Here is a 19,536-nt window from a genome sequence, read left to right on the forward strand (position 1 = left end):
TATGAGTCGTTTATATCCTGATAACTATCAGCGTATTCAAGCTGAAATCGCGGACATGTTAGGCAATAACACCCCTTTACACTCAGAAGAACGTAGCCGTGACCGTTTGCTTAGGGTTCGAAAAGGTATGGCTCATATTCTTTGTGAGGTATTCCCTCAGATTGATGATCCAAAAAAACAAGAACTCTATTACTGGTTGGAAGCTATTAACCGTATTAGTGACGCGGAAGCCGTAGACGCTAAATCGGAGGGGAAGCATGAGTAAGCCGACTCCATTAGACAGAGCCGCATACAAGGCACAGCAAAACAATTCATTGCTTGCCGTTATCTTGGAGCAAGTGAGTAGCGATTGTTCGCGTGAGTTAATCGACCTCGTTTCTATTGCGTATGACTTCAACGCGGAAATATGCGAATCGCTCGAGGAGGCGACCAAATGAAAACAATCAAATTAAAAGTTGGTCACTTATCTACCTTGGAAGAAGTCGAGCATATCAACGAGGGGCTCCAAGCGTTGTTAATCCCACTGTTAACGGCTGTAGAGAATGAGGCTGATACAGATACACATTTTCTACTAAGAGCAGTTAATCGCCTTGTACATGCTCAAGGGAAAGAAATTACTCGGTTAGCGGAGGTGATGAAATGAGACAAGTCACTATCAATGCCACCAGCCTAAGCCCATTCATGTATCAAGGTAAGCGAGTAGTTACCTTTGCCATGATTGACGAGGTACATCAACGCCCGAAAGGTACAGCAAAGCGCACATTCAACACGCATAAAAAGCACTTCATTGATGGGGTAGATTACTTTTTGCTCACTAAGTACGTAATACGTACCGAGTTACCCGAACTAGAGATAGGCGGCAAGGCAAAAGAGTTAATGCTTATCACTGAGTCAGGTTATTTGATGGTTGCCAAGCCATTTACCGATGATTTGTCGTGGCAGGTTCAACGCTCAATGGTTAACAGCTACTTTCGTTTGTCTGAGTTTCCCGAAATTAAACATATTCAAATCCCCACGCTGGCGGAGCTTGAAGCCATGCCAATTGGTGAGGCTCAGAACTTGATTAGCAGTTTAGAAGCTGATTCTTATCAAGGTCACGGTAGGCGCGGTAGTTATGCCATGAACCTACGTCGCAAGGAGAAGAAAGCACTAAAACCAATGGTAATGGCTATTGAACAAGCCTCACAGCTACACATTCAGGATATGGGGGATTATCGCTCATGAGAACGTTTCAAATCGCAGGGTATGGCACAACACCGAAAGGGTTAACGCTAGGTATTAGCAAGCGTGTGATATCTGCCACCCAGAAAGATGCTCAATCGCAAGTGATGCGAGAAGCGCAACGTGACGGTTTGACCGATATCCGAATTAACTATGTGCGTGAGGTGAAGTAATGGCTAACAAAGAGATGGTTTTATCACTGGAAGTACCACGCATGAAAGTAAACCGAGTGTTGACACTGTTAAGCGTTTGGCAAGAGGCGAATCAGGACGAGGAAACCGCCCACATGATAGATGTTGTTTTCTCTATGGTGAGTGATGCTGTTAAGGCTATTGATTCTGCTATGGAGGGCAAATAATGAAACTCAATTATTTTGACAGTGGCGCAGTCGCCAAAATCACCGTAACCAGCAATCTATTTCAATATAAAAAATATCGTCGCGTTGTGGATACGGTGCTACTCAAAACCCATGTAACAGCCAGCACAAAGCGCGGTTTAGTGATTAAAACAGTGATTACAGGTAAGTCCTCGCATGTGTTGCGAGCTTACAAGGTAGCAGTAGCGGAGGCGAACCGATGAATATCACCAATATCAACGCATTCGAGCACAGCGAACACGGTGTAATTCTCATTACTGACGCAGCGAATCAAGAGGCTATCAGCTACAGCGAAGCATTGGACGCACTGAATAATGGCATCTTTGATGGCAATTTGATTTTGGGTTTTGAGTTAGTTCTCGCTATTAGTAAGGGAGAGGTTAACGGCTTCTTTAAATCTACGATTGAGCAAACGGTCATTCTTTGGCGTTGGATTGTCGCAGCCTCGTTTGTTATGGAACAAGCCGATCACAACGGGTTTCATTATGCTGACGATGGGAAAGGCGGAGTGGTTACCGCCGCAGTGTATCGCAATGAGCACGCCGCTTTAACTATTTATGCCTCCAGTGAGCGCATGTTATTAGCAAATCATGTTGAGAGTATCGCTTATGAGCATTATGAGCCTAAGTATGCTCCTGCAATGGCTTTACGCATGTATCGTGATTTTATCAATCTTGAGCCAAAACAAGGCTGTCGGCTATCAGATAGAGGTCGAGAGGGGCTATCGATGCTTCACGATGATCTCATTCGAATAATAGAAGATGGTGACTTTAAAGACACCGTTACCGTTCACTAGGGAGCCAATGACATGATAATCACAACCTTTAAAGTTAATTCACTGGCAAACCGTTACGCAGAGGCTATCTATCAGGATATTAAAGCCAGTAATGGTGGCGATTACTTCACAATGAACGTGGGTAATAAAGTGATTGAGGTCGCTATTAGCGACGGTGCTAAAAGTGTTCGCTTGCTGGTAGACAGTTACTTATTGAACGCCTTGAAACAAGAAAAAAAAGCATGGAAAAAAGCCACCGTACAAGTCTTAAAAGTTTGCGTGATAAATGGCGTTATTACAGGCTACGGGCGCGAAATATGGAAAAGCATGATTAATGACATGGGTAATACCTTAGCCGAACAAGGAGAGTTTCAATGAAGCCGATAGATGTTATCCGTGATGTGAAGCTGAAAGCCAACGGGCAATGGCAAAACATATTATCTAACCTTGGAGTGGAAGTGCCCCTAAACACGCACACGGCTTGCCCCCATTGTGGTGGTAAAGACCGTTTTAGATTTGACGATAAAGACGGCAACGGCACGTTTATTTGTAGTCAGTGCGGCTCGGGTGATGGGTTGGACTTAGTTCAGCGTGTTCTTGGTGGCAGCGTGACTGAGGCAGCGTATGAAGTGGCTGGCATGATTGGAATTGATACCCGTTCAGATAATCCACCAGCCTACCGTAGCCATGAGGTGAAAGCGCAACAGGACGCATTGAAAGCACAGCAAGCTCAGAACCAAGCTAACGAGCAGATAGAGAAGCATAAACGCTTTACAGCGCGATACAGCCGCACTGTTGCCAATGCTAAACAGGGCGAATCTGAGTACCTAAAAGCGAAAGGCTTTGATAGTAACACCGTGACCCTATTAACCGATGGTTCGTTGATTATCCCATTGATGGACGCTGACGGCACAATTACAGCCGCGCAAACCATTAAACCCACTGGCGAGAAAAGGCTATTACTCGATAGTGCGAAGAATGGTAGCTATTACCCTATCAATGAGCCTGTCAACGTTTCTACGGTGATTATTGCCGAGGGATTGGCAACCGCCATGACGTGCCAGTTAATCCAACCAGAAGCGCACACAGTCGCGGCAATTGATGCGGGTAACTTAACTCATGTGGCTAAGGTGATGCGGACGAAGTACCCAGAGAGCCAAATTATCATTGCTGGAGATAATGACAGTAAAAATGAGGTCAATACGGGGAAGGTGAAAGCAGAAGCCGCAGCGAGAGAAGTTAGCGGCTATGTTTCAATTCCACCTTGTCAGGGAGATTGGAACGATTACCTGCAATCCAGAGAGAGGGAAGCCGCCGCCTCTGCTTTCAGCGAGGGAATGTATCAGCCACAGGACAATATGGCAATGAAAGAGGACAACGTGATCCACATTGACGCGAAAAAGAAAGTTAGACCCCACGATGATTTAGCCCCATTTTTTGATAAGCGTCACGGTGGCTTGTATTACATCGAACGCAAGCAAAATAACACGACAGGCGAGATTGACGAAAAAGAAACATGGTTTTCGGATGAAATGGCGACGGTAGGCATTGGCTCTGACGGTAAAGACAGTTATTTGGTTATCCAGATGAAGCAAGAGGGCAGCAACCGCATAATTTATGAAGCCATTCCAAGGCGTGAACTAGGCTCACCTCAAGGGTGGGGAAGATTGCGCTCCCGTGGCGTTAATATCACAACAAAGCGCGGTCAATTGGATTTACTGGCTAACTATCTTCAGCGAAAAGGAAAGCGTGACGAATGGACGATCACCCATACCGCTGGTTGGCATGATGGGGCATACGTGATGCCAGATGGTCATATTATTGGTACACCTAGCCGCCCCGTTGCCTTTTGTGGTGGAACGTCTGCCGTTGCGGGTTATGTCGTCAGGGGAACAGATGAAAGCTGGCGGAAGAATGTCGGTAATTTAATGAAAGGCAACCAATCTATGATTTTAGGTGGGTTAGTCGCGTTAGCTGCCCCGCTGAACTCGTTATCAGGTGGTAGCTCATTTGGCATTCACTTATTCGCTCAGTCCTCAGCAGGGAAAACCACCACGGTAGAAGCCGCCTCAAGTATCTACGGTGTACCCGATGAACTGAAATTAACATGGGATGCGACAAAGTACGGGCTAACGATTGAAGCCGCTTCACGAAATGACGGGTTTATGCCGATTGATGAAATTGGACAGGGTAACGATGTGCGGCATGTCGCAGGAAGTGCCTACAGCTTATTCAATGGTACGGGGCGCATTCAAGGTAATAAAGACGGTGGAAATAAAGCCGTTTTACGTTGGGCGATTGTTGCGTTATCAACGGGTGAGGAAGATTTTGAAACTTATCTCATTCGTAATGGTGTCACCCCAAAAGCGGGGCAATTAGTGCGGTTGGTTAGTGTGCCATTTACCGATACTGTCGAGTTTCACAGCCTTGATGATGGTGATTTACATTCACGAGCCATCAAGCGCGCATCAACGCAGCATTGCGGGGCTGTCGGTAGAGCATGGATTGAGTATTTAGCCAACAATCAGGATATCGCCAACCAGAAAGTAACCTTTAAAGAAAACGAATGGTTATCGAGTTTACCCGAAGAAGCATCGCCACAGGTTAAACGAGTCGCTACCCGTTTTGCCATGTTGGACGCTACCGCAGAGTTAGCAACATCAATCACAGGTTGGGATATTGCCGAATGTAGCCGTTTTATTCGTAATAGCTTCAATGAGTGGCTGGAGAACTATGGCACAGGGAACCGCGAAAAATACCAAGTCGTCAAACGGGCAAGGGATTTTATTCAACGCTATGGATTGAATCGCTTTCAACCGTACACCTATGGCAAGCGTAACGGGGATCTAGACCGAACTTACGCAGGCAGGATAACAAACCTTGCGGGCTATTTGGTTTCTGGACGCAGAGAGGACGGCAAGGACGAATATCACATTATCCCGTCAGTATTCGAAGATGAAATACTCTCAGGCATTCAAAAGAAACTGGGGGCAGAGGCACTCGACGAGGCAGGTATTTTAGTCAGACCCGAATCAGGGCGTGTAGACGGTAAAACCATCAGCATTAACGGGAGTCAGCAGCGATTTGTTGTCTTAATTGATAGCGAAGAAGAGTAGCCAGCCAGAACAGAACTCCTGTGATGAATCAAAAGCGTTGGGATAAGTGGGATAACGGGATAAGAACTAAAAAAGATAACAGTATTATTAAGTTAGGTTACTTCTATTTATCCCATGTTATCCCAAGTTATCCCAAATGAAATGATAATTAATTGTTATAAATGTTAATTAAAAATCAAAATTATCCCAAAAATAAAAAGTCTGGGATAAGAAAATAGGGTGTTTGGGATAAGTTAACTTTATGATATTAAATAGAAATAATCAACTTATCCCGTTATCCCAAAGAAAAATCATTTTTCGCCTATAGAGAGATATTTAAATGAGTAACAAATTGACCATTAAAAGCCTGACACCTGCTATCTCTGGTTGGTGGGTTAAAATCACCGATAATGACGCAGATAAAACTGAATGGTACTCGCCTGTAGCAGCATGGGCGTTATGTGATGTGCGCTATGAAAAAGAGTCGAAAGTATATACTCAAATCTTGCCTGTATTGACAGGGGAGTCTGGTATGGAGCCATTACACCCAGATGAGGCTTATAGTGAAATGCTTTATTTGCCTGATGATAGATTTATTCATATGGGTGAGCCTTGCGTTTACTCATGGGCAATTGTTAAGGAGGGCGGGGTATAATGAGCACTCAAACACTGACACTAAAACGCAAAAATCCACCAGCGACGAACACACCCAAAAGCATACAAGGTAAAACGCCACAGGAAGCCTCACAGCAACCGAAGAAGAAAAATAAGGCAGATGTTCACGCGAAGAAGAAACAGCACCGCATAGACCGTATAGCGAAGCACTGGACGCTATTCAGTGAACCAGAAGCCAAGCCGCTAATGATTGGCATCAAGGAAGCTATGATTGCTGAGGTTAAAGATAAAGGGCTAGATATCCCAGAGAGCCACATTAAACAGGGATTACGGTCATACATCAGCCGCAAGGCGTATTTGAAAGCTCTTACTCTGGGCGGCAATCGGTTTGATATGCACGGGCAACCTAACGGAGAAATCACACCAGAACAGCAAGCCATAGCAGAACAAACGCTGGCGGAATGGAACGGGAATTAATACCCCAATTCAAAATCAATCATCACATACAAGACGAAAGCCGACTCAAATAGTCGGTTTTTTGTTGTCTTATTTCCATGGTATCGAGCGTTAGTAGAAGATATTTCTATTTATGCGTCTAATCATAGCAATAATTTGTTGTTTATTTTTTAATCTGAATTAAAATTATAGTGTATATAAAAACAGGGTGGATAAATAACCATGAGCAAACAAAAAAGAACGTTCAAAGCCGTATCAATTGATAGCGAGATTTTGGAACGCATAGAGAAGTTTCGCCAACAACGCGCGGAAAAGGACTATTTAATTAATGAAGCTCCGATGACGCAACTAATTAGAGGGCTACTCAATGAGGCTTTACGCCGTGAGGGGGTATAAATGGCAACGTTAATAGATACATTGCTAGTATCGCTAAAGCTGGATTCGGCAAGTTTTGCCGCCGATGCGAAGAAAGCGACGAATGAGAATGATCGGTTATCGAAATCTATCGATTCATTAAATGACGTACTCGGCGACGTTAACGAAACGCTCAAGGGTACAAAAGAGCAGCAGAAAAAAGCGAAAGAGCAAACAGACGAGTTCGCCAAGTCAGTCAATAACGGAATTAAAGCCCTCGCCACACTATTTAGCACAATCTTAGTTTCATCAGGGTTGCAAAAACTCATTGACGATACCGCCAAAGCTAACGATCAGCTTAATTTTCTAAGTAAAAACCTCGGCGTAAATGCGACTACCGTTAAACGCTGGCAAGGTGCGGCAGAAATGGCAGGAGGCAGCGCAGAGGGCATGGCTGCCAGTATGGGCGGATTAAGCAAATCATTGTGGGATTTGGTGACGGTGGGTGATACCTCTATCCTGCCCTATTTTAACGCGCTGAACGTGGGGGTGATGAAAAATAGCGGAGAGTTGAGAAACCTCGATGATATCTTGCTGGATGTTGCCGATAGCCTGTCTCAGATGACCAGACCTCAAGCCTATAACTTCGCTAAGAATATGGGCTTTGACGAAGGCACGATAAATATGTTACTGCAGGGGCGGAAAGAGGTAGAGGAATATCTAGCCTTACAAAAAGACATCGTGGTTTCGTCTGAACAAGAGCTAGAGATTAGCCGGCAACTGAATAAGCAAAATGCGCTAGTAGGTCAGCAATGGGAGGGGTTAAAGACGCTACTGGCTAATTATGTTATCCCTTATGCGCTGAAATTCTCTGAGCTAGTGTCTGGCTTCCTGAATTACCTGAATAAGAACCGAGATACCGCCGTCATGGTGTTTAAAGCTATGGGGGCGGTGATAGGCTTGACGCTGATCCCGTTAGCCCTGAAAGCTGGAGCCGCATTTATGGGGATGTTTGCCCCGTTATTCGGTGGCGTTGGCTTGGTTCTCTTACTCGCGGCAGCAATAGCCGCCTTATATGATGACTATAAAACGTGGAAAGAGGGCGGAAAGTCCTTATTTGATTGGGAAGAGTGGGATGGCTCAATCACGTTTATTCTTAAAAAGCTGGACGAGTTGGAAACATGGTTTAAAGACACCACTATCGGCAAATGGTTTACTGACCAAAACGGCGATATTGAGGGTTGGAAATTAGCGTTAACAGGATTTGCTACTTGGTTCGGCGTAAAATGGGTTGCAAAAATATTAGGGGGGTTCGCTAGTTTATCTCTAGGTGCTACTCAATGGGCTTTGAGTCTTACTCGGGCGTTTGCGTCAATCACAGCATCAGCAACGAAGTTTTTAGCCAAAAACCCGTGGCTACTCATGCTTTATTCAGAGCAAACAGCTACCACAGAACAAGAAGATAATGCCACTCGAAATTCTAATAGGGATAATTTCTACCGCAATCATGCGATGACTAACTTGAATAAGTCAGGTAAGCCATACACTGAAATTGACGTTACTAATGAAATACTAAGAATGACGATCTCAGGTGAAATGCCAGAGCCAACAGAGGACGACTTAAACCAAAATACGACAATTGGCAGAAAGCAACAGTTATTAAAAAACGGTGTAATTGGTGGGAAAGAAGATACAGCGAATAGCAATGATGACAGTGTTTCATCAAAGCATGGAGAAAGAGGGTTAAGGTATAATAGTCCGCTAAATTTGGCTTATGCAAAACAGAATGGAGCATCAAATGACGGGGAAGGATGGGCTAAGTTTGATCGCCCTTATGATGGAATAAGAGCCAGTTCTAGACAGCTAATGATGTACTACAATGGAACATCAGCAGCCGCGGAGTATAAAAAGTTACAGACTGTCTGGGATATTATCCATAAATGGGCTCCAAAAGGTCATGGCAAGAATGACCCAGCGTCATATTCAAAGATCGTAGCAGGTAGGATGGGGGTTAATGTTGATTCTGTTTTAGATTTGAATAATCCGGCAGTCATGTTCTCATTGATTAAAGAAATGTCTAAAGTAGAGAATAATAATAAATATCCGTATTCTGAAGCCTTATCTATGGCAGCCATTCAAGGTACTGGCGACCCTATGCAGAATGCTATTAGTAATATTCAATCATTTAACAAACAGATATCAACACCTTTTGCAGCAGGTGTGAATGGTTTGACTAAGGGATTTTTAGACCAATCGAACGCGCTTAAATCACAAGCCCAAAGAATTACGAATAACAAAACAGATGTTAATGTGGGAGGTATAACCGTCCACACTACCGCTACTACATTATCAGGAGTAAATGAGGCGGCAGCCGAGGAATCGACAAGACGAGTTTATCAACTCGTTCCGTCACTTAGCTAAGAGTTTCTGTAATTAACTCAAATCAGACCGTGTAATCACCTAAACAAAATATAGAGGTTGGTATGTTAAAAAAGATAATTGCTATGCTGGTTTTCTTGCCTTTTTTGGCACTTGCAGGAAACTCCACATCCACACAGGCTAATACGGAAGATAAAATAGTCATTAATGATGGTGTATTTGATTGTGACTTCTTTCCTATAGATAAAAGCACTGGTCTAGCTAATACAGATAGAATTGATAAGGAAGGTAGCGCAATAATTCATGTGAAGAACATAGATGGAGGCAAATTGCTTGTCACCGCAACTTTGTCTGACACTGTTTTAATATCTATACCTCAACTACAGTTTTATCAAGGTAATGGTAAATCCGCTTCATATGGATATAGTTCCGATGATGAGAAATACCAAATAATATCAACACCTCAAACTGGATTGATATTGGTAATTAACGCCAAAAGTAACAACATCGAAGCCAGTACTTTAATTAGGAATTGCTCCGCTAAAAATACCAAGTAGCTAACAAGCCCTTCGGGGCTTAACAATATCGTTAAAACTACCAGTGGAAATAAAAAGCAATAATTAGATTATGTAATAGTGCTAACAAGGTGAAACATGCAGCAAAGCATTAAGAAAAAACGCAATCGCTACTTTAACGGTACGCCGACAACGCGCCTAATCGTAACGTGTGAGCAATCCGTTATTGACGCAGTAGACGAGCATATATTGATAAACTATATCAGGGCTGGCAATCGTGCAGAGTTCGTGAGACAGGCGATAATTGAGAAGTTACAGCGTGAACTTTGATGATTAATGGAGAAGTACGCGCACGCGCGAGAAAATCCAGACTTTCGAGACCAGTACGCGCGCGCGAGGGAATGATGATTTTCGGGCACGTTAGCGGTTATTTATTCGTATCGTAAAAAGTAACTTTGATGATTAATGGAGTCCATAAAAAAGGGCTGAATTAGCGACAAATATAGACATTAAATGAGGGGGCTAGATGCTAACAACTAAACAAGAAAATTTCTGCCTTGCCTATATTGAGACGGGCAACGCAAGCGAAGCCTATAGAACGGCATACGACACGGCAAAAATGAAGCCTGAATCAATCAACAGGAAAGCTAAAGAGCTATTGGACAACGGCAAGATTACGGCAAGGGTGAACGAGCTACAGCAAGATATTAGAACAAAGCACGATATTACCGTTATGATGTTATTGGACGAGCTGGAAGCGGCTAGATTGAAAGCCCTGAATGCTGACACGCCTCAAGCATCGGCAGCAGTAGCGGCAACGATGGGGAAAGCCAGATTGACAGGGCTGGATAAGGTTCTGGTTGATTTAAGTGCTAATGTGAAAGTAGAGACGCGCTCAATCAAGGATATTTTTGATTAACTCCTAAGAAATCCTAAGATTATTACTGGTTGGATGTTAACAATTGTAAACGTTCAGATGCTAACATTTGCTAACGTATTTCAGTTAATACCGACTCGAAGCCTCATACATAAATCTTAACAAATCTTAAGGTTTCTTAAGGGTAAATGCTGCCATGTTGATAACATTACAGATAATAAGGATTGGTAAGGTGGTTGCATGGCTTAAGGTGTGGTGAGGTTATTATTGACAGAGTGAAAAATAGTCATACGATACCTTTCACTCCTTTATAATTAGCACTACATTCGGGAATTAGACGATTATTTGCTTAAAATTGTAATGCCAATTAATGCGATGAATAAAAACAGACCGAGAAAAAACCATCGGGCTGTTTTTTTTGTAATTGAAGTAATAATCTTAACTACTTCATCACAAAAATAAAAAACAAACCAATCCATATCAAGTTCAAGATCGGGATGAATCCTCTCAGCCTCAACAAATTTAACTCTGGCAACGGCTTTCATAACATCTCTGCTTGAATTCAAATCTAATTGGTCACTTAAAAAAGCATCCCAAGCAGCTTCTCTAGCAATCCTGCTGTTTAGATCGCTAATACCTTCAATTGCTACTTGTCGTATTCTTTGAGCTTTTAATACTCGCTCAAAACCATATTTATTAATATTAATCATTATTCACCTTAAATGAGTTCTCATAATCCCTTTATGTTAAACGGGCGAGTTGGTTTACTAAAACCGCCCGTTGATACCTTATTTAATTTAGCTTCCCAGCAATATCCTTGTGACGCTTCCACGCTGAATAAATATCCTTATCCCATGCTTTACCGCCTTTCGTTTGATAGCCAGCCTCGTTAATCCGTTCAGCGATAATGCGCCCGTTATCTATCCCCTCTGATAGCACCAAATTAACCACAGAAACGACAGCAGACTCATTATAGGTATAAGGTGGGATATCTGCCTTACCAGCAATCAAAGATGCTACAGACGATTCTAGGCGTTCCACCAGCGACAGCATACGAGCGTCTGGATTACTGTCTGGGCGGTTTAACTTCTCTTTGATAGCCGAGACTATCCACGCTGTTTTATCAGTGGCAGAGTTCGATACAGCATCATTAAACAGTGCTTGGAGTTCAGCAGGTAGACGAAAGGCAATAAGATTAGATTTGCTCATGATAATAGTCCGTTATTAACTCAATGAGTGCTTATTATATCAGCGTATAACGCTGTTATACAGATAAGAAAATATAAAATTGCTGGTGGATTTGATGAGTAATTGTATAACTTAATATAACAAAGTCAGGGTAACTTACTGTAAAACAAGCAAAGCGTATTATTGCGCCTTGTAACTAACTGAACACATGGCAAAGCTCAAATTTGAGCACAGTCTAATTTTACCAATAGAATCAATCGGCTCATTTTTGAGCTTGTATCAACCGTTGTGATTATCGCAACAGTTGAAATGCTACCTATGCACCAAAACCACAAATTAGTGCCTTTAGCCAAAGCAGCTAAATATTAGCTACTACAGCTAACAACAATAATTATTAATTACGGTGTTATTACAGTGATACCAAAAAGAATCACGGTGGTTTATTTGACTATTCGAACCTCACAAAACCAGACATCGTTTTTTATTTTAGGTACGCAGTAGGTACTTAATTGATGCTAACTATTGGTTATAATTAAATAAAATCCAGACTTTCGTGAACAGTACGCGAAAAGGTACGCAGCAAAATGATATTATTCGCATCGATGTCGATTGTTCCAATTCAGCACAATCAAGGTATAGCCATGTTACAGCGTGAAACAACAGAAGCCGTCATGATGGAGTTAGCCCACCAGCAAGGGCAAGCACTAAACGGACGCGATAGGTTAGCTATTAGAACTGGTGTAGCCCAGACAATACAGGCTAAAGAGCGGCACAGGCGCAGAATGACCGCACCTACCTACCAATGGACTAAGCCAGCATCAAAACGCTGATGCGATGGTAATCGCAATGGTTAAATGTTAAGCGAAGCACTAAAAAGTGCGACGGTATACAGGTATACAAGGAGACATGAGGCTCTGAAATTGGAGGCTCGTCACTGGCTGGCAATGTTTTAACAATGTTCATGAAATAAAAGTAACCACAGGACTAATTTGTCCTCTGGGAATTAATCCCACAATGCAAATAAGCACTCTGAATAAAAATCAATAAGTTACCGCAAAATTTAAAAATTGATGTTACCCTCACGAATGGGGGAAAGATAGGTAGCGACAACAACGACTATGGCAAGATTACGGCAAGGTATTAGCCATAAGGTTTATATAAGGTTTCAGGCGGTCAATTTGACCGTTAGTAATAAAAACAATGTATTGCCACCTCTTAACAATGGTCACTGAAACGATAACCAATGCCGCTATTCTGGTTTTGTGACAGAATTAAACATTATCAATCAGTTATATTTTGATTCCGTCGATTTGCCGGAATTAAGCATAATCAATAGCCTATAGATACATACGGGATTATCCCGTATCATCATGGATAAATTAACGTTTAGATCTCATTAGAAATTGGAACTATTATCTTATTTTCCTGAATCTCACCAGCATTTTATTTTAATCAGTAGCTTATATTACGATGGTATTAAGATGAATAAACCAGATATGAGAAAAGCAAAATCAATTAGGATCACCACATCAGGAACGGTAATAAAAGCCCCTGAGCGAGTTAAAACAGCCACAGGTAAAGTTATGGCTACGATGACTATTCAGGCTGAGAGTGACAAGCGTAGCCCGTACCCATTAAAGATAGTGGCATTCGATATTAACGCGCTGGAGCTAATGACCTGCCAGAAAGGAAACAAAGTCACGGCTACAGGTCGCTATGAATGGTTTAATGGTTATCAGCTAACGGGGGCGCAGATAGTTACCTGTTAGTAAATGTTAGTATCAATAAGCCGATTTGAAATCAGGAAATCCAAAGAGGACATTTCACCTCTTTAAGCTAACCCACAATTAGTTGCCTACCTTTAACTAACCCGAAAATATCGGGGCAGTTCGAATAAGTCCACCAGCCTACCTATTCTATTTTGTATAACTCATATTGATGTGTGCAAATAATCACTGCCGTCATTTGAAATCGCATTAGTGATAATCACTCATTCCGTTTGAAACGGAGGCAGTGAAAAACAAGGGCAGGGTTATTTCTGGTCGGTGTTTCATTATCTGCAATATTAATGACTTTTATTTCAAATATAGCAATATACGGCATGACATGTTCTCTTTAGAATGACCTTTAATGATTTATAGCCCGTGTTTTGCTTGTACCTGAGCTTGTACCTAATTTATGCCTTGGATTATTATGTTTAATAAAATCAAAGGGATTGGTTTATAATCGACATTTATACCGAAAGTGAAGACGCAAAATGGCTAAGATAAAAATCCTCATTGTCGAAGATGAACTGCTCCTTGCGGAGATGCACGCGGAGTACATTAAAGCTTATCCTGCTTGTGATAAAGTCTGGCTTGCGGGCAATCTTGCAGAAGCAAGAAAAATGATTGAGTACATGAAGCCTGACTTGATTTTGTTGGATAACTATTTACCTGATGGCAAAGGGATTGATTTAGTTCATGAACTGCTTCAGGAACGCAATGGTGCGGATATTGTGTTCACCACCGCCGCCAGTGATATGGAAACCGTCTCTGAGGCGATTCGCCTCGGCGTATTTGATTATCTGGTTAAACCGATAGCGTATGAGCGTTTAGGGCAAACGTTAGATCGCTATATTCAGCGTAAAGCGGTTTTGCAGGGGGCCAATAAAACCAATCAAAGCCAGATTGATGACATGTTTAATACCTATGCTCGCGGTGAGAGTAAGGAAGAGCTACCGACGGGGATTGATGCTATTACGCTTGATAAAGTGCTCGCGTTATTTGCAGTACCCGATGCGGAATATACGGCAGAGACAATTGCAGAAACCATAAAATTAAGTCGCACCACCGCCCGCCGTTATTTAGAGTATTGTTTAGCCCAACGTAAGATTGAAGCGGAAATTGAATACGGCAAAGTCGGGCGCCCCCAGCGGATATATCGAGGAAGTCATTAGTTGCTGTAGGTAGACGATTGAAGTCTGTATGAATGTGTTTGCGCCAATGTCCAAAAAGGTTGTTATGAATGTACTGATCCTTGGCGCCCGTGCGCCAGCCTGCCTAGAATGGGCGCGAGCGTTTAATGAGGCAGGATGGACTGTCAGCGTTGGTGATTCGCTCAGTCAGCCGCTGAGCCGCTTTAGTTGCTCTGTGCAACATTATGTCCGCTTGCCTGAACCTCGACAGAACCCGACTGCTTGGGTTGAAGCCCTTGCGACGGCGATCGAAAATCAACATATCGACCTGCTGCTACCAACGTGCGAAGAAGTGTTTTATTTGGCTCATGGCCTTGAACGCTTGCAACCGTTGTGTCGGGTGTTAACCAGTGACTTTTCGCTGTTGCACCGCCTGCACCATAAGGGGCATTTTGCAGCCATGACGGAAGGCTGGTCTTTAGCTGCCCCTGAAACTCATCTACTGACAGACAGCCAAGCATTGCTCACATTCGCGGAGGATGCTGCAAGCTGGGTGTTCAAACCCGCGTATTCACGCTTTGCCTCACAAACCTTAATCCGTCCGTCAGCCCAACAGCTTAATAACGTGCAGCCTACTCAAGCCGAGCCTTGGGTTGCGCAGCGATTTATCGAAGGGCGGGAGTTTTGCAGTTTTAGTGTTTTAATTGACGGTGAGTTGCGCGCCCACAGCTGTTATCACCCGTGCTACCGAGTCGGTCGTGGTTCGGGGATCTATTTTCAACCGAGTGCACCAGAACCGGTACGCCAATTTCTTGAGCATTTTGGTCGCGAGACTGGCTATAACGGGCAAGTAGGCTTCGATTTTATTCAAGACAAAAACGGTCGGTTTCATGTGCTGGAGTGCAACCCAAGGGGGACCAGCGGTGTGCATCTATTTGATAATCAGCGACAATTATTAGTGAATAGCTTGAGCCATCCACTTGAGCAGATCCTTGAACCAACATTAGAGCCTCGAATGATCGCATTGGCGATGCTGCTCTTTGCCGCACCACGACGCGCCCTGAGCCCGACATTCTGGCGTGATTATGCCGCCGCCCACGATGTTATCGTACAAAAAAGTGATTGGTGGCCGTTGATAGCACAAGTCGGAAGCCTTACGGAAATCGTTGCTCGGGCGGTATCTCGACGCTGTGGATTATTAACGGCGTCTACGGCAGATATCGAATGGAACGGTCAGCCGCTAGACGAGCGTACATGATGAAATTATTGTGCGAAGATCAAATTGTTAGTGAGAGCGCCAGCCCGAATGACAGTTTGGCTCGGCACTATGTGCGAGCCTGTGCCAGTGAGTGCTTGATAGGTAATGTCAGCACGAAAATGGCGCTGCTCGATACGGGGACACAGCAATTTCCGGTCAGTATCACAGACGGTAACGAACCCGATGACAACTGCTATGTGGTATCCCCCCAAACAGCCTATAGCGGTTATGCCCGCGAAGAAATCAAACGCCTCGGACGACCTTATCTGACTTGGCCGTTAAAGTTGCTGACTCAAGCTGTCGAACGCTTGCTAAATGTGGGTAAGGTCAACAAATTGGTGCAGGTCAACAACTGGCTGCTATCGACCAATCTGTATCCTGATGATTGGGACGTCACTGAATTACCGGCGATCACGGCACTGCTGAGACAAAACTTTCCTGAGCATGGGATTGGTTTTCGTTCACTTAATGATTTCAGTAACCATGCATTGCGCCAAAGCCTGCAAAAACACGGTTATTTGAGTATTCCTAGCCGGCAAGTCTATTTGTTTGATGGTCGGGCAGGGAAGGAAGCGCCGTTTCTCCAGCACCATAATACTCGGATGGATGCCACTTTATTACGGCGAAGCCCGTATACCGTTGTATCCGGTAGCGAATTGAATGATAGCGATTTCAAGAGAATAGAGCACCTTTATAACCTGCTTTATTTGGATAAATATTGCACGTTGAACCCCCATTATAGTGCGCAATGGATGCAGCAGGGGCAACGTGAAGGCTGGTTAGAGTTCCGAGCTTTGCGCAACGCAGAAGGGCGTATTGACGGCGCGTTGGGCTGGTTCTCATCTTCCTCCGTGATCAGCACCCCAATAGTGGGCTATGACACTGCATTGCCTCAACGGCTTGGATTGTATCGACAATTGACCCGTCTGTGCCTACAAGAAGCGGCTGAACGCCGTCAGATATTGAATTTTAGCTCTGGCGCTGCCGAGTTTAAGCGCTTGCGGGGTGGCCAGCCGCAGATAGAATACAGCCTAGTCTACGTCGCCCATTTATCTTGGGGGCGACGCCTAGTATGGAAGGTGCTGAGTTTTCTGTTACATGGTATCGGTGTGCCGATGATGAGGAAGCTAAAACTGTGAAGCTGTTTGCACATCAATGGTGGCCTGTGGCTATCAGCGACAAATTGCGAAACCAACCTGTGGCGTGTCAGTTACATGACACTCCACTCGTGCTGTTTCGCGACAGTGACGGGCGTGCTGCTGCACTGCCCGATCGTTGTCCGCACCGTTTTGCGCCATTGAGTGCGGGTAAAGTGTGTGATGGGCAGATTGAGTGTCCTTATCATGGCTGGCGGTTTTCTGCCGACGGGCGGTGTACTCGAGTGCCCGGTACCAACCTTGTGGCGGGAAGTAAGCCGCTGCTTGAGAGTTTCCCTTGTTGCGAAGCCCACGGGCTAGTCTGGGTTAGCCTGAGTACGGAATGGCCGCTGATCCCGCCAGTTGCGCCCTCTGATAGTTTGCAGAGAGTCGATACGTTTTGGATCACCGATGAAGTGCAGTGTTCCCTGCAAGACGCCGCAGAGAATTTTCTTGATGGTTTTCACACGCATTTTGTTCATTCTGGCTGGATACGTCACGACAGGGAACGGCAACAAATCAGCGCTCGAGTTCGCCCACTGGCAGATGGTGTCGAAGCCGTGTATAGCGAAGAGGGCAAACAGTCAGGGATTATTTCGCGACTGTTTGAGCGTGAGCGCGGAATTAGTATGGGGCGCTTTCGTCTGCCGTGTCTGGCAGAAATTGAGTATCGCGATCGTCGTGACGAGCTCAATTTGCTGGTCAGTGCTTGGCTAGTACCTTGTGGAAGTGGTCAGTTACGCCTGTTTGCACGAATTGCCACTCGGCGCGGCAAGCTTCCGGCAGTCATTAAACGTTATGTATTGAGCAAGTTATTCCGCGTGATCCTCCGTCAAGACCGCCAAATATTGGAGAAAGTCAGTGCCAATAAACTGCGTTTTCAAGGAACCTTACCGACACCGCTCGATGGTGAGCAGGATCTACTAGGTCCTAGTATTCGCCAATTACTTGAAGAGGATGAGCCGCTGATGTTTGAGGAGCGGGAGTTCTGTTTTCGGCTTTAAGTCGCTGTGAGGAATATTGCATATGCTTTCCAGACATATTTGGAGCCTATAAAAAGGCTCTTTTTATAGGTTCAGTACCATCAACCCTATCTCATCTGTTTTCTCAAGTATAAGCCTTCAATTGCATTACGTAACACTAAGGTCATTAATGAGTGTTGACGAGAGTCAACAAACTGCATATTGTTAGAGCACGCAAAGCAAATCCGTAGAATGGTTGACCGCTGTACCCCGAAGAAATCTAAGGATTGATTCGGTATTTTAGGCCAAGGTGGGCAACCGCCTTTTTGATGAGGAGAGCGGAATGGAACTCTACAATTTCACACTGACGCTATCAGGCGTTCAAATGGAGACAGAGGGGCTTGCGGATGCTCTGTATACCAACGGCTGTGATGATGCGCTAATTTGCTACTACGGTAGCTCAGTGTATATAGAATTTGACCGAGAGGCAGAAAGTTTAGACTTGGCAATCAAATCAGCGATTAATGACATTGAAACGGCAGGTATTGGGGCTGTCGTTGAGTCGGTGGACTCAGCTCTAGTTGGTTTGAGTGATATTGCCCAACTTTCCGGTTTAACTCGCCAAGCCATTGCTTTACTAAAAGACGGCTCACGAGGTAAAGGCAATTTCCCTTGTCCTATCCAACGTATTAGTGGCCAATCACCACTTTGGGATTGGTCAGAAGTTGCTAAATGGTTGAATGATAGCGGTCGCCTCGACAGTAAAGGCATTCAGGCTCGAGAACAGTTGGTGCGTAATGCACATATATTGAGCAAGTGGAATCTTGCGTTAAGAATGCGATCATTTGGAAACATTAAAGAAGTAGAATCAATCGCATATTCACTTATTTCATAATATTTGATCTTTGAGGGCTTTACGATGACCACCTTTTATCAACTAACCGCAACAAGCCTTAGCGGTCAGTCTATTTTTATGGCGGACTACGCGGGTAAAGTGGTTCTCGTCGTGAATACCGCCAGCCATTGTGGTTTTACACCGCAATATGAAGGTCTTGAAGCACTCTACAAAAAATATGCAGAGCAGGGTTTGGTGGTGCTGGGTTTCCCTTGCAATCAATTTGGGAAGCAGGAACCCGGCGGCGCAGAGGAAATCGGGCAAACTTGCTACATTAACTACGGTGTGAGCTTTCCGATGTTCGAGAAAATAGACGTCAATGGAAGCGCCGCACACCCAGTATTTCGTTATCTAAAAAGCGAGTTACCTGGGCTGCTGGGTGGTCGAATTATGTGGAACTTCACTAAATTCCTGATTGGACGGGATGGTAAGCCGCTCAAGCGCTTTGCACCGTTCACGACCCCCGAAAAAATGGAAGCGGCGATTGTTGCCGCACTTGGCATTTGAGTGCTCGTTAATTTGAGCCTATTTCATGCAA

26 protein-coding genes are annotated in these 19,536 nt (G+C 44.2%); 24 read left to right on the forward strand and 2 right to left on the reverse strand.

The window, feature by feature from the left end:
* The first annotated feature begins 1 nt into the window (after position 1).
* From LDO51_RS13950 to LDO51_RS14025, 16 genes are all read left to right on the forward strand, one after another.
* Positions 2-265, forward strand: coding sequence for a transcriptional regulator (locus LDO51_RS13950; RefSeq protein WP_225575045.1), 264 nt, complete (start codon positions 2-4; stop codon positions 263-265).
* Complete coding sequence (locus LDO51_RS19765; protein ID WP_225575046.1) at positions 258-437, forward strand: hypothetical protein; 180 nt, start codon at positions 258-260, stop codon at positions 435-437. The genes LDO51_RS13950 and LDO51_RS19765 overlap by 8 nt, the downstream gene beginning before the upstream one ends.
* On the forward strand, positions 434-643 hold the full coding sequence (locus LDO51_RS13960; RefSeq protein WP_225575047.1) for a hypothetical protein: 210 nt from the start codon (positions 434-436) through the stop codon (positions 641-643). The genes LDO51_RS19765 and LDO51_RS13960 overlap by 4 nt, the downstream gene beginning before the upstream one ends.
* The gene (locus tag LDO51_RS13965; RefSeq protein WP_196731547.1) at positions 640-1,224 is read left to right on the forward strand and encodes an ORF6N domain-containing protein; all 585 of its coding nucleotides are present in this window, start codon (positions 640-642) and stop codon (positions 1,222-1,224) included. The genes LDO51_RS13960 and LDO51_RS13965 overlap by 4 nt, the downstream gene beginning before the upstream one ends.
* Positions 1,221-1,394: a hypothetical protein gene (locus LDO51_RS13970; protein ID WP_004255426.1), complete on the forward strand. Its 174-nt coding sequence runs from the start codon at positions 1,221-1,223 to the stop codon at positions 1,392-1,394. The genes LDO51_RS13965 and LDO51_RS13970 overlap by 4 nt, the downstream gene beginning before the upstream one ends.
* Positions 1,394-1,579, forward strand: a complete 186-nt coding sequence (locus LDO51_RS13975) for a hypothetical protein (RefSeq protein WP_144140322.1) — start codon at positions 1,394-1,396, stop codon at positions 1,577-1,579. Before LDO51_RS13970 ends, LDO51_RS13975 begins: the two co-directional genes overlap by 1 nt.
* Positions 1,579-1,800, forward strand: coding sequence for a hypothetical protein (locus LDO51_RS19770; protein ID WP_225575048.1), 222 nt, complete (start codon positions 1,579-1,581; stop codon positions 1,798-1,800). Before LDO51_RS13975 ends, LDO51_RS19770 begins: the two co-directional genes overlap by 1 nt.
* Entirely contained in the window at positions 1,797-2,393 is a 597-nt protein-coding gene (locus LDO51_RS13985; protein WP_225575049.1) for a hypothetical protein, read from the forward strand. Before LDO51_RS19770 ends, LDO51_RS13985 begins: the two co-directional genes overlap by 4 nt.
* 12 nt (positions 2,394-2,405) lie before the next feature.
* Positions 2,406-2,750: a hypothetical protein gene (locus tag LDO51_RS13990; protein WP_225575050.1), complete on the forward strand. Its 345-nt coding sequence runs from the start codon at positions 2,406-2,408 to the stop codon at positions 2,748-2,750.
* Positions 2,747-5,488 (forward strand): DUF927 domain-containing protein, encoded by a 2,742-nt coding sequence (locus LDO51_RS13995; RefSeq protein WP_225575051.1) that lies wholly within the window; start codon positions 2,747-2,749, stop codon positions 5,486-5,488. Before LDO51_RS13990 ends, LDO51_RS13995 begins: the two co-directional genes overlap by 4 nt.
* Before the next feature lie 319 nt (positions 5,489-5,807).
* On the forward strand, positions 5,808-6,122 hold the full coding sequence (locus LDO51_RS14000; protein ID WP_225575052.1) for a hypothetical protein: 315 nt from the start codon (positions 5,808-5,810) through the stop codon (positions 6,120-6,122).
* Positions 6,122-6,559, forward strand: a complete 438-nt coding sequence (locus LDO51_RS14005) for a ProQ/FinO family protein (RefSeq protein ID WP_225575053.1) — start codon at positions 6,122-6,124, stop codon at positions 6,557-6,559. The genes LDO51_RS14000 and LDO51_RS14005 overlap by 1 nt, the downstream gene beginning before the upstream one ends.
* A 201-nt stretch (positions 6,560-6,760) precedes the next feature.
* Positions 6,761-6,934: a 3-hydroxybutyryl-CoA dehydrogenase gene (locus tag LDO51_RS14010; protein ID WP_080675951.1), complete on the forward strand. Its 174-nt coding sequence runs from the start codon at positions 6,761-6,763 to the stop codon at positions 6,932-6,934.
* Positions 6,935-9,313 carry a hypothetical protein gene (locus LDO51_RS14015; RefSeq protein WP_225575054.1) on the forward strand — a complete coding sequence of 793 codons (2,379 nt, stop codon included), beginning with the start codon at positions 6,935-6,937 and terminating at the stop codon, positions 9,311-9,313.
* 62 nt (positions 9,314-9,375) lie between these two features.
* Positions 9,376-9,828 (forward strand): hypothetical protein, encoded by a 453-nt coding sequence (locus LDO51_RS14020; RefSeq protein WP_225575055.1) that lies wholly within the window; start codon positions 9,376-9,378, stop codon positions 9,826-9,828.
* 484 nt (positions 9,829-10,312) lie between these two features.
* Positions 10,313-10,705, forward strand: coding sequence for a terminase small subunit (locus LDO51_RS14025; RefSeq protein WP_036983508.1), 393 nt, complete (start codon positions 10,313-10,315; stop codon positions 10,703-10,705).
* Positions 10,706-11,004: 299 nt separating this feature from the next.
* Here LDO51_RS14025 and LDO51_RS14030 read toward each other — a convergent pair whose 3' ends face one another.
* Positions 11,005-11,373 (reverse strand): hypothetical protein, encoded by a 369-nt coding sequence (locus LDO51_RS14030; RefSeq protein ID WP_137021945.1) that lies wholly within the window; start codon positions 11,371-11,373, stop codon positions 11,005-11,007.
* 82 nt (positions 11,374-11,455) lie between these two features.
* Entirely contained in the window at positions 11,456-11,872 is a 417-nt protein-coding gene (locus LDO51_RS14035; protein ID WP_137021944.1) for a hypothetical protein, read from the reverse strand.
* 563 nt (positions 11,873-12,435) lie between these two features.
* Between LDO51_RS14035 and LDO51_RS14040 the strand changes: the two genes are divergently transcribed.
* From LDO51_RS14040 to LDO51_RS14075, 8 genes are all read left to right on the forward strand, one after another.
* Entirely contained in the window at positions 12,436-12,681 is a 246-nt protein-coding gene (locus LDO51_RS14040) for a hypothetical protein (RefSeq protein ID WP_419182011.1), read from the forward strand.
* Between the two features lie 651 nt (positions 12,682-13,332).
* Positions 13,333-13,620 carry a hypothetical protein gene (locus tag LDO51_RS14045; protein WP_225575056.1) on the forward strand — a complete coding sequence of 96 codons (288 nt, stop codon included), beginning with the start codon at positions 13,333-13,335 and terminating at the stop codon, positions 13,618-13,620.
* Between the two features lie 488 nt (positions 13,621-14,108).
* Entirely contained in the window at positions 14,109-14,789 is a 681-nt protein-coding gene (gene dpiA, locus LDO51_RS14050) for a two-component response regulator DpiA (protein ID WP_154628501.1), read from the forward strand.
* A 28-nt stretch (positions 14,790-14,817) separates the two neighbouring features.
* Positions 14,818-16,005, forward strand: coding sequence for an ATP-grasp domain-containing protein (locus LDO51_RS19775; protein ID WP_225575057.1), 1,188 nt, complete (start codon positions 14,818-14,820; stop codon positions 16,003-16,005).
* Complete coding sequence (locus tag LDO51_RS14060) at positions 16,002-17,144, forward strand: hypothetical protein (protein WP_225575058.1); 1,143 nt, start codon at positions 16,002-16,004, stop codon at positions 17,142-17,144. Before LDO51_RS19775 ends, LDO51_RS14060 begins: the two co-directional genes overlap by 4 nt.
* Positions 17,141-18,145: a Rieske 2Fe-2S domain-containing protein gene (locus tag LDO51_RS14065; protein ID WP_225575059.1), complete on the forward strand. Its 1,005-nt coding sequence runs from the start codon at positions 17,141-17,143 to the stop codon at positions 18,143-18,145. Before LDO51_RS14060 ends, LDO51_RS14065 begins: the two co-directional genes overlap by 4 nt.
* Positions 18,146-18,446: 301 nt before the next feature.
* Complete coding sequence (locus tag LDO51_RS14070; RefSeq protein WP_225575060.1) at positions 18,447-18,998, forward strand: helix-turn-helix transcriptional regulator; 552 nt, start codon at positions 18,447-18,449, stop codon at positions 18,996-18,998.
* Between the two features lie 24 nt (positions 18,999-19,022).
* Entirely contained in the window at positions 19,023-19,505 is a 483-nt protein-coding gene (locus tag LDO51_RS14075) for a glutathione peroxidase (RefSeq protein WP_225575061.1), read from the forward strand.
* The last annotated feature ends 31 nt before the right edge of the window (positions 19,506-19,536 follow it).

This window comes from Providencia alcalifaciens (assembly GCF_020271745.1).
GTDB lineage: Bacteria > Pseudomonadota > Gammaproteobacteria > Enterobacterales > Enterobacteriaceae > Providencia > Providencia alcalifaciens_B.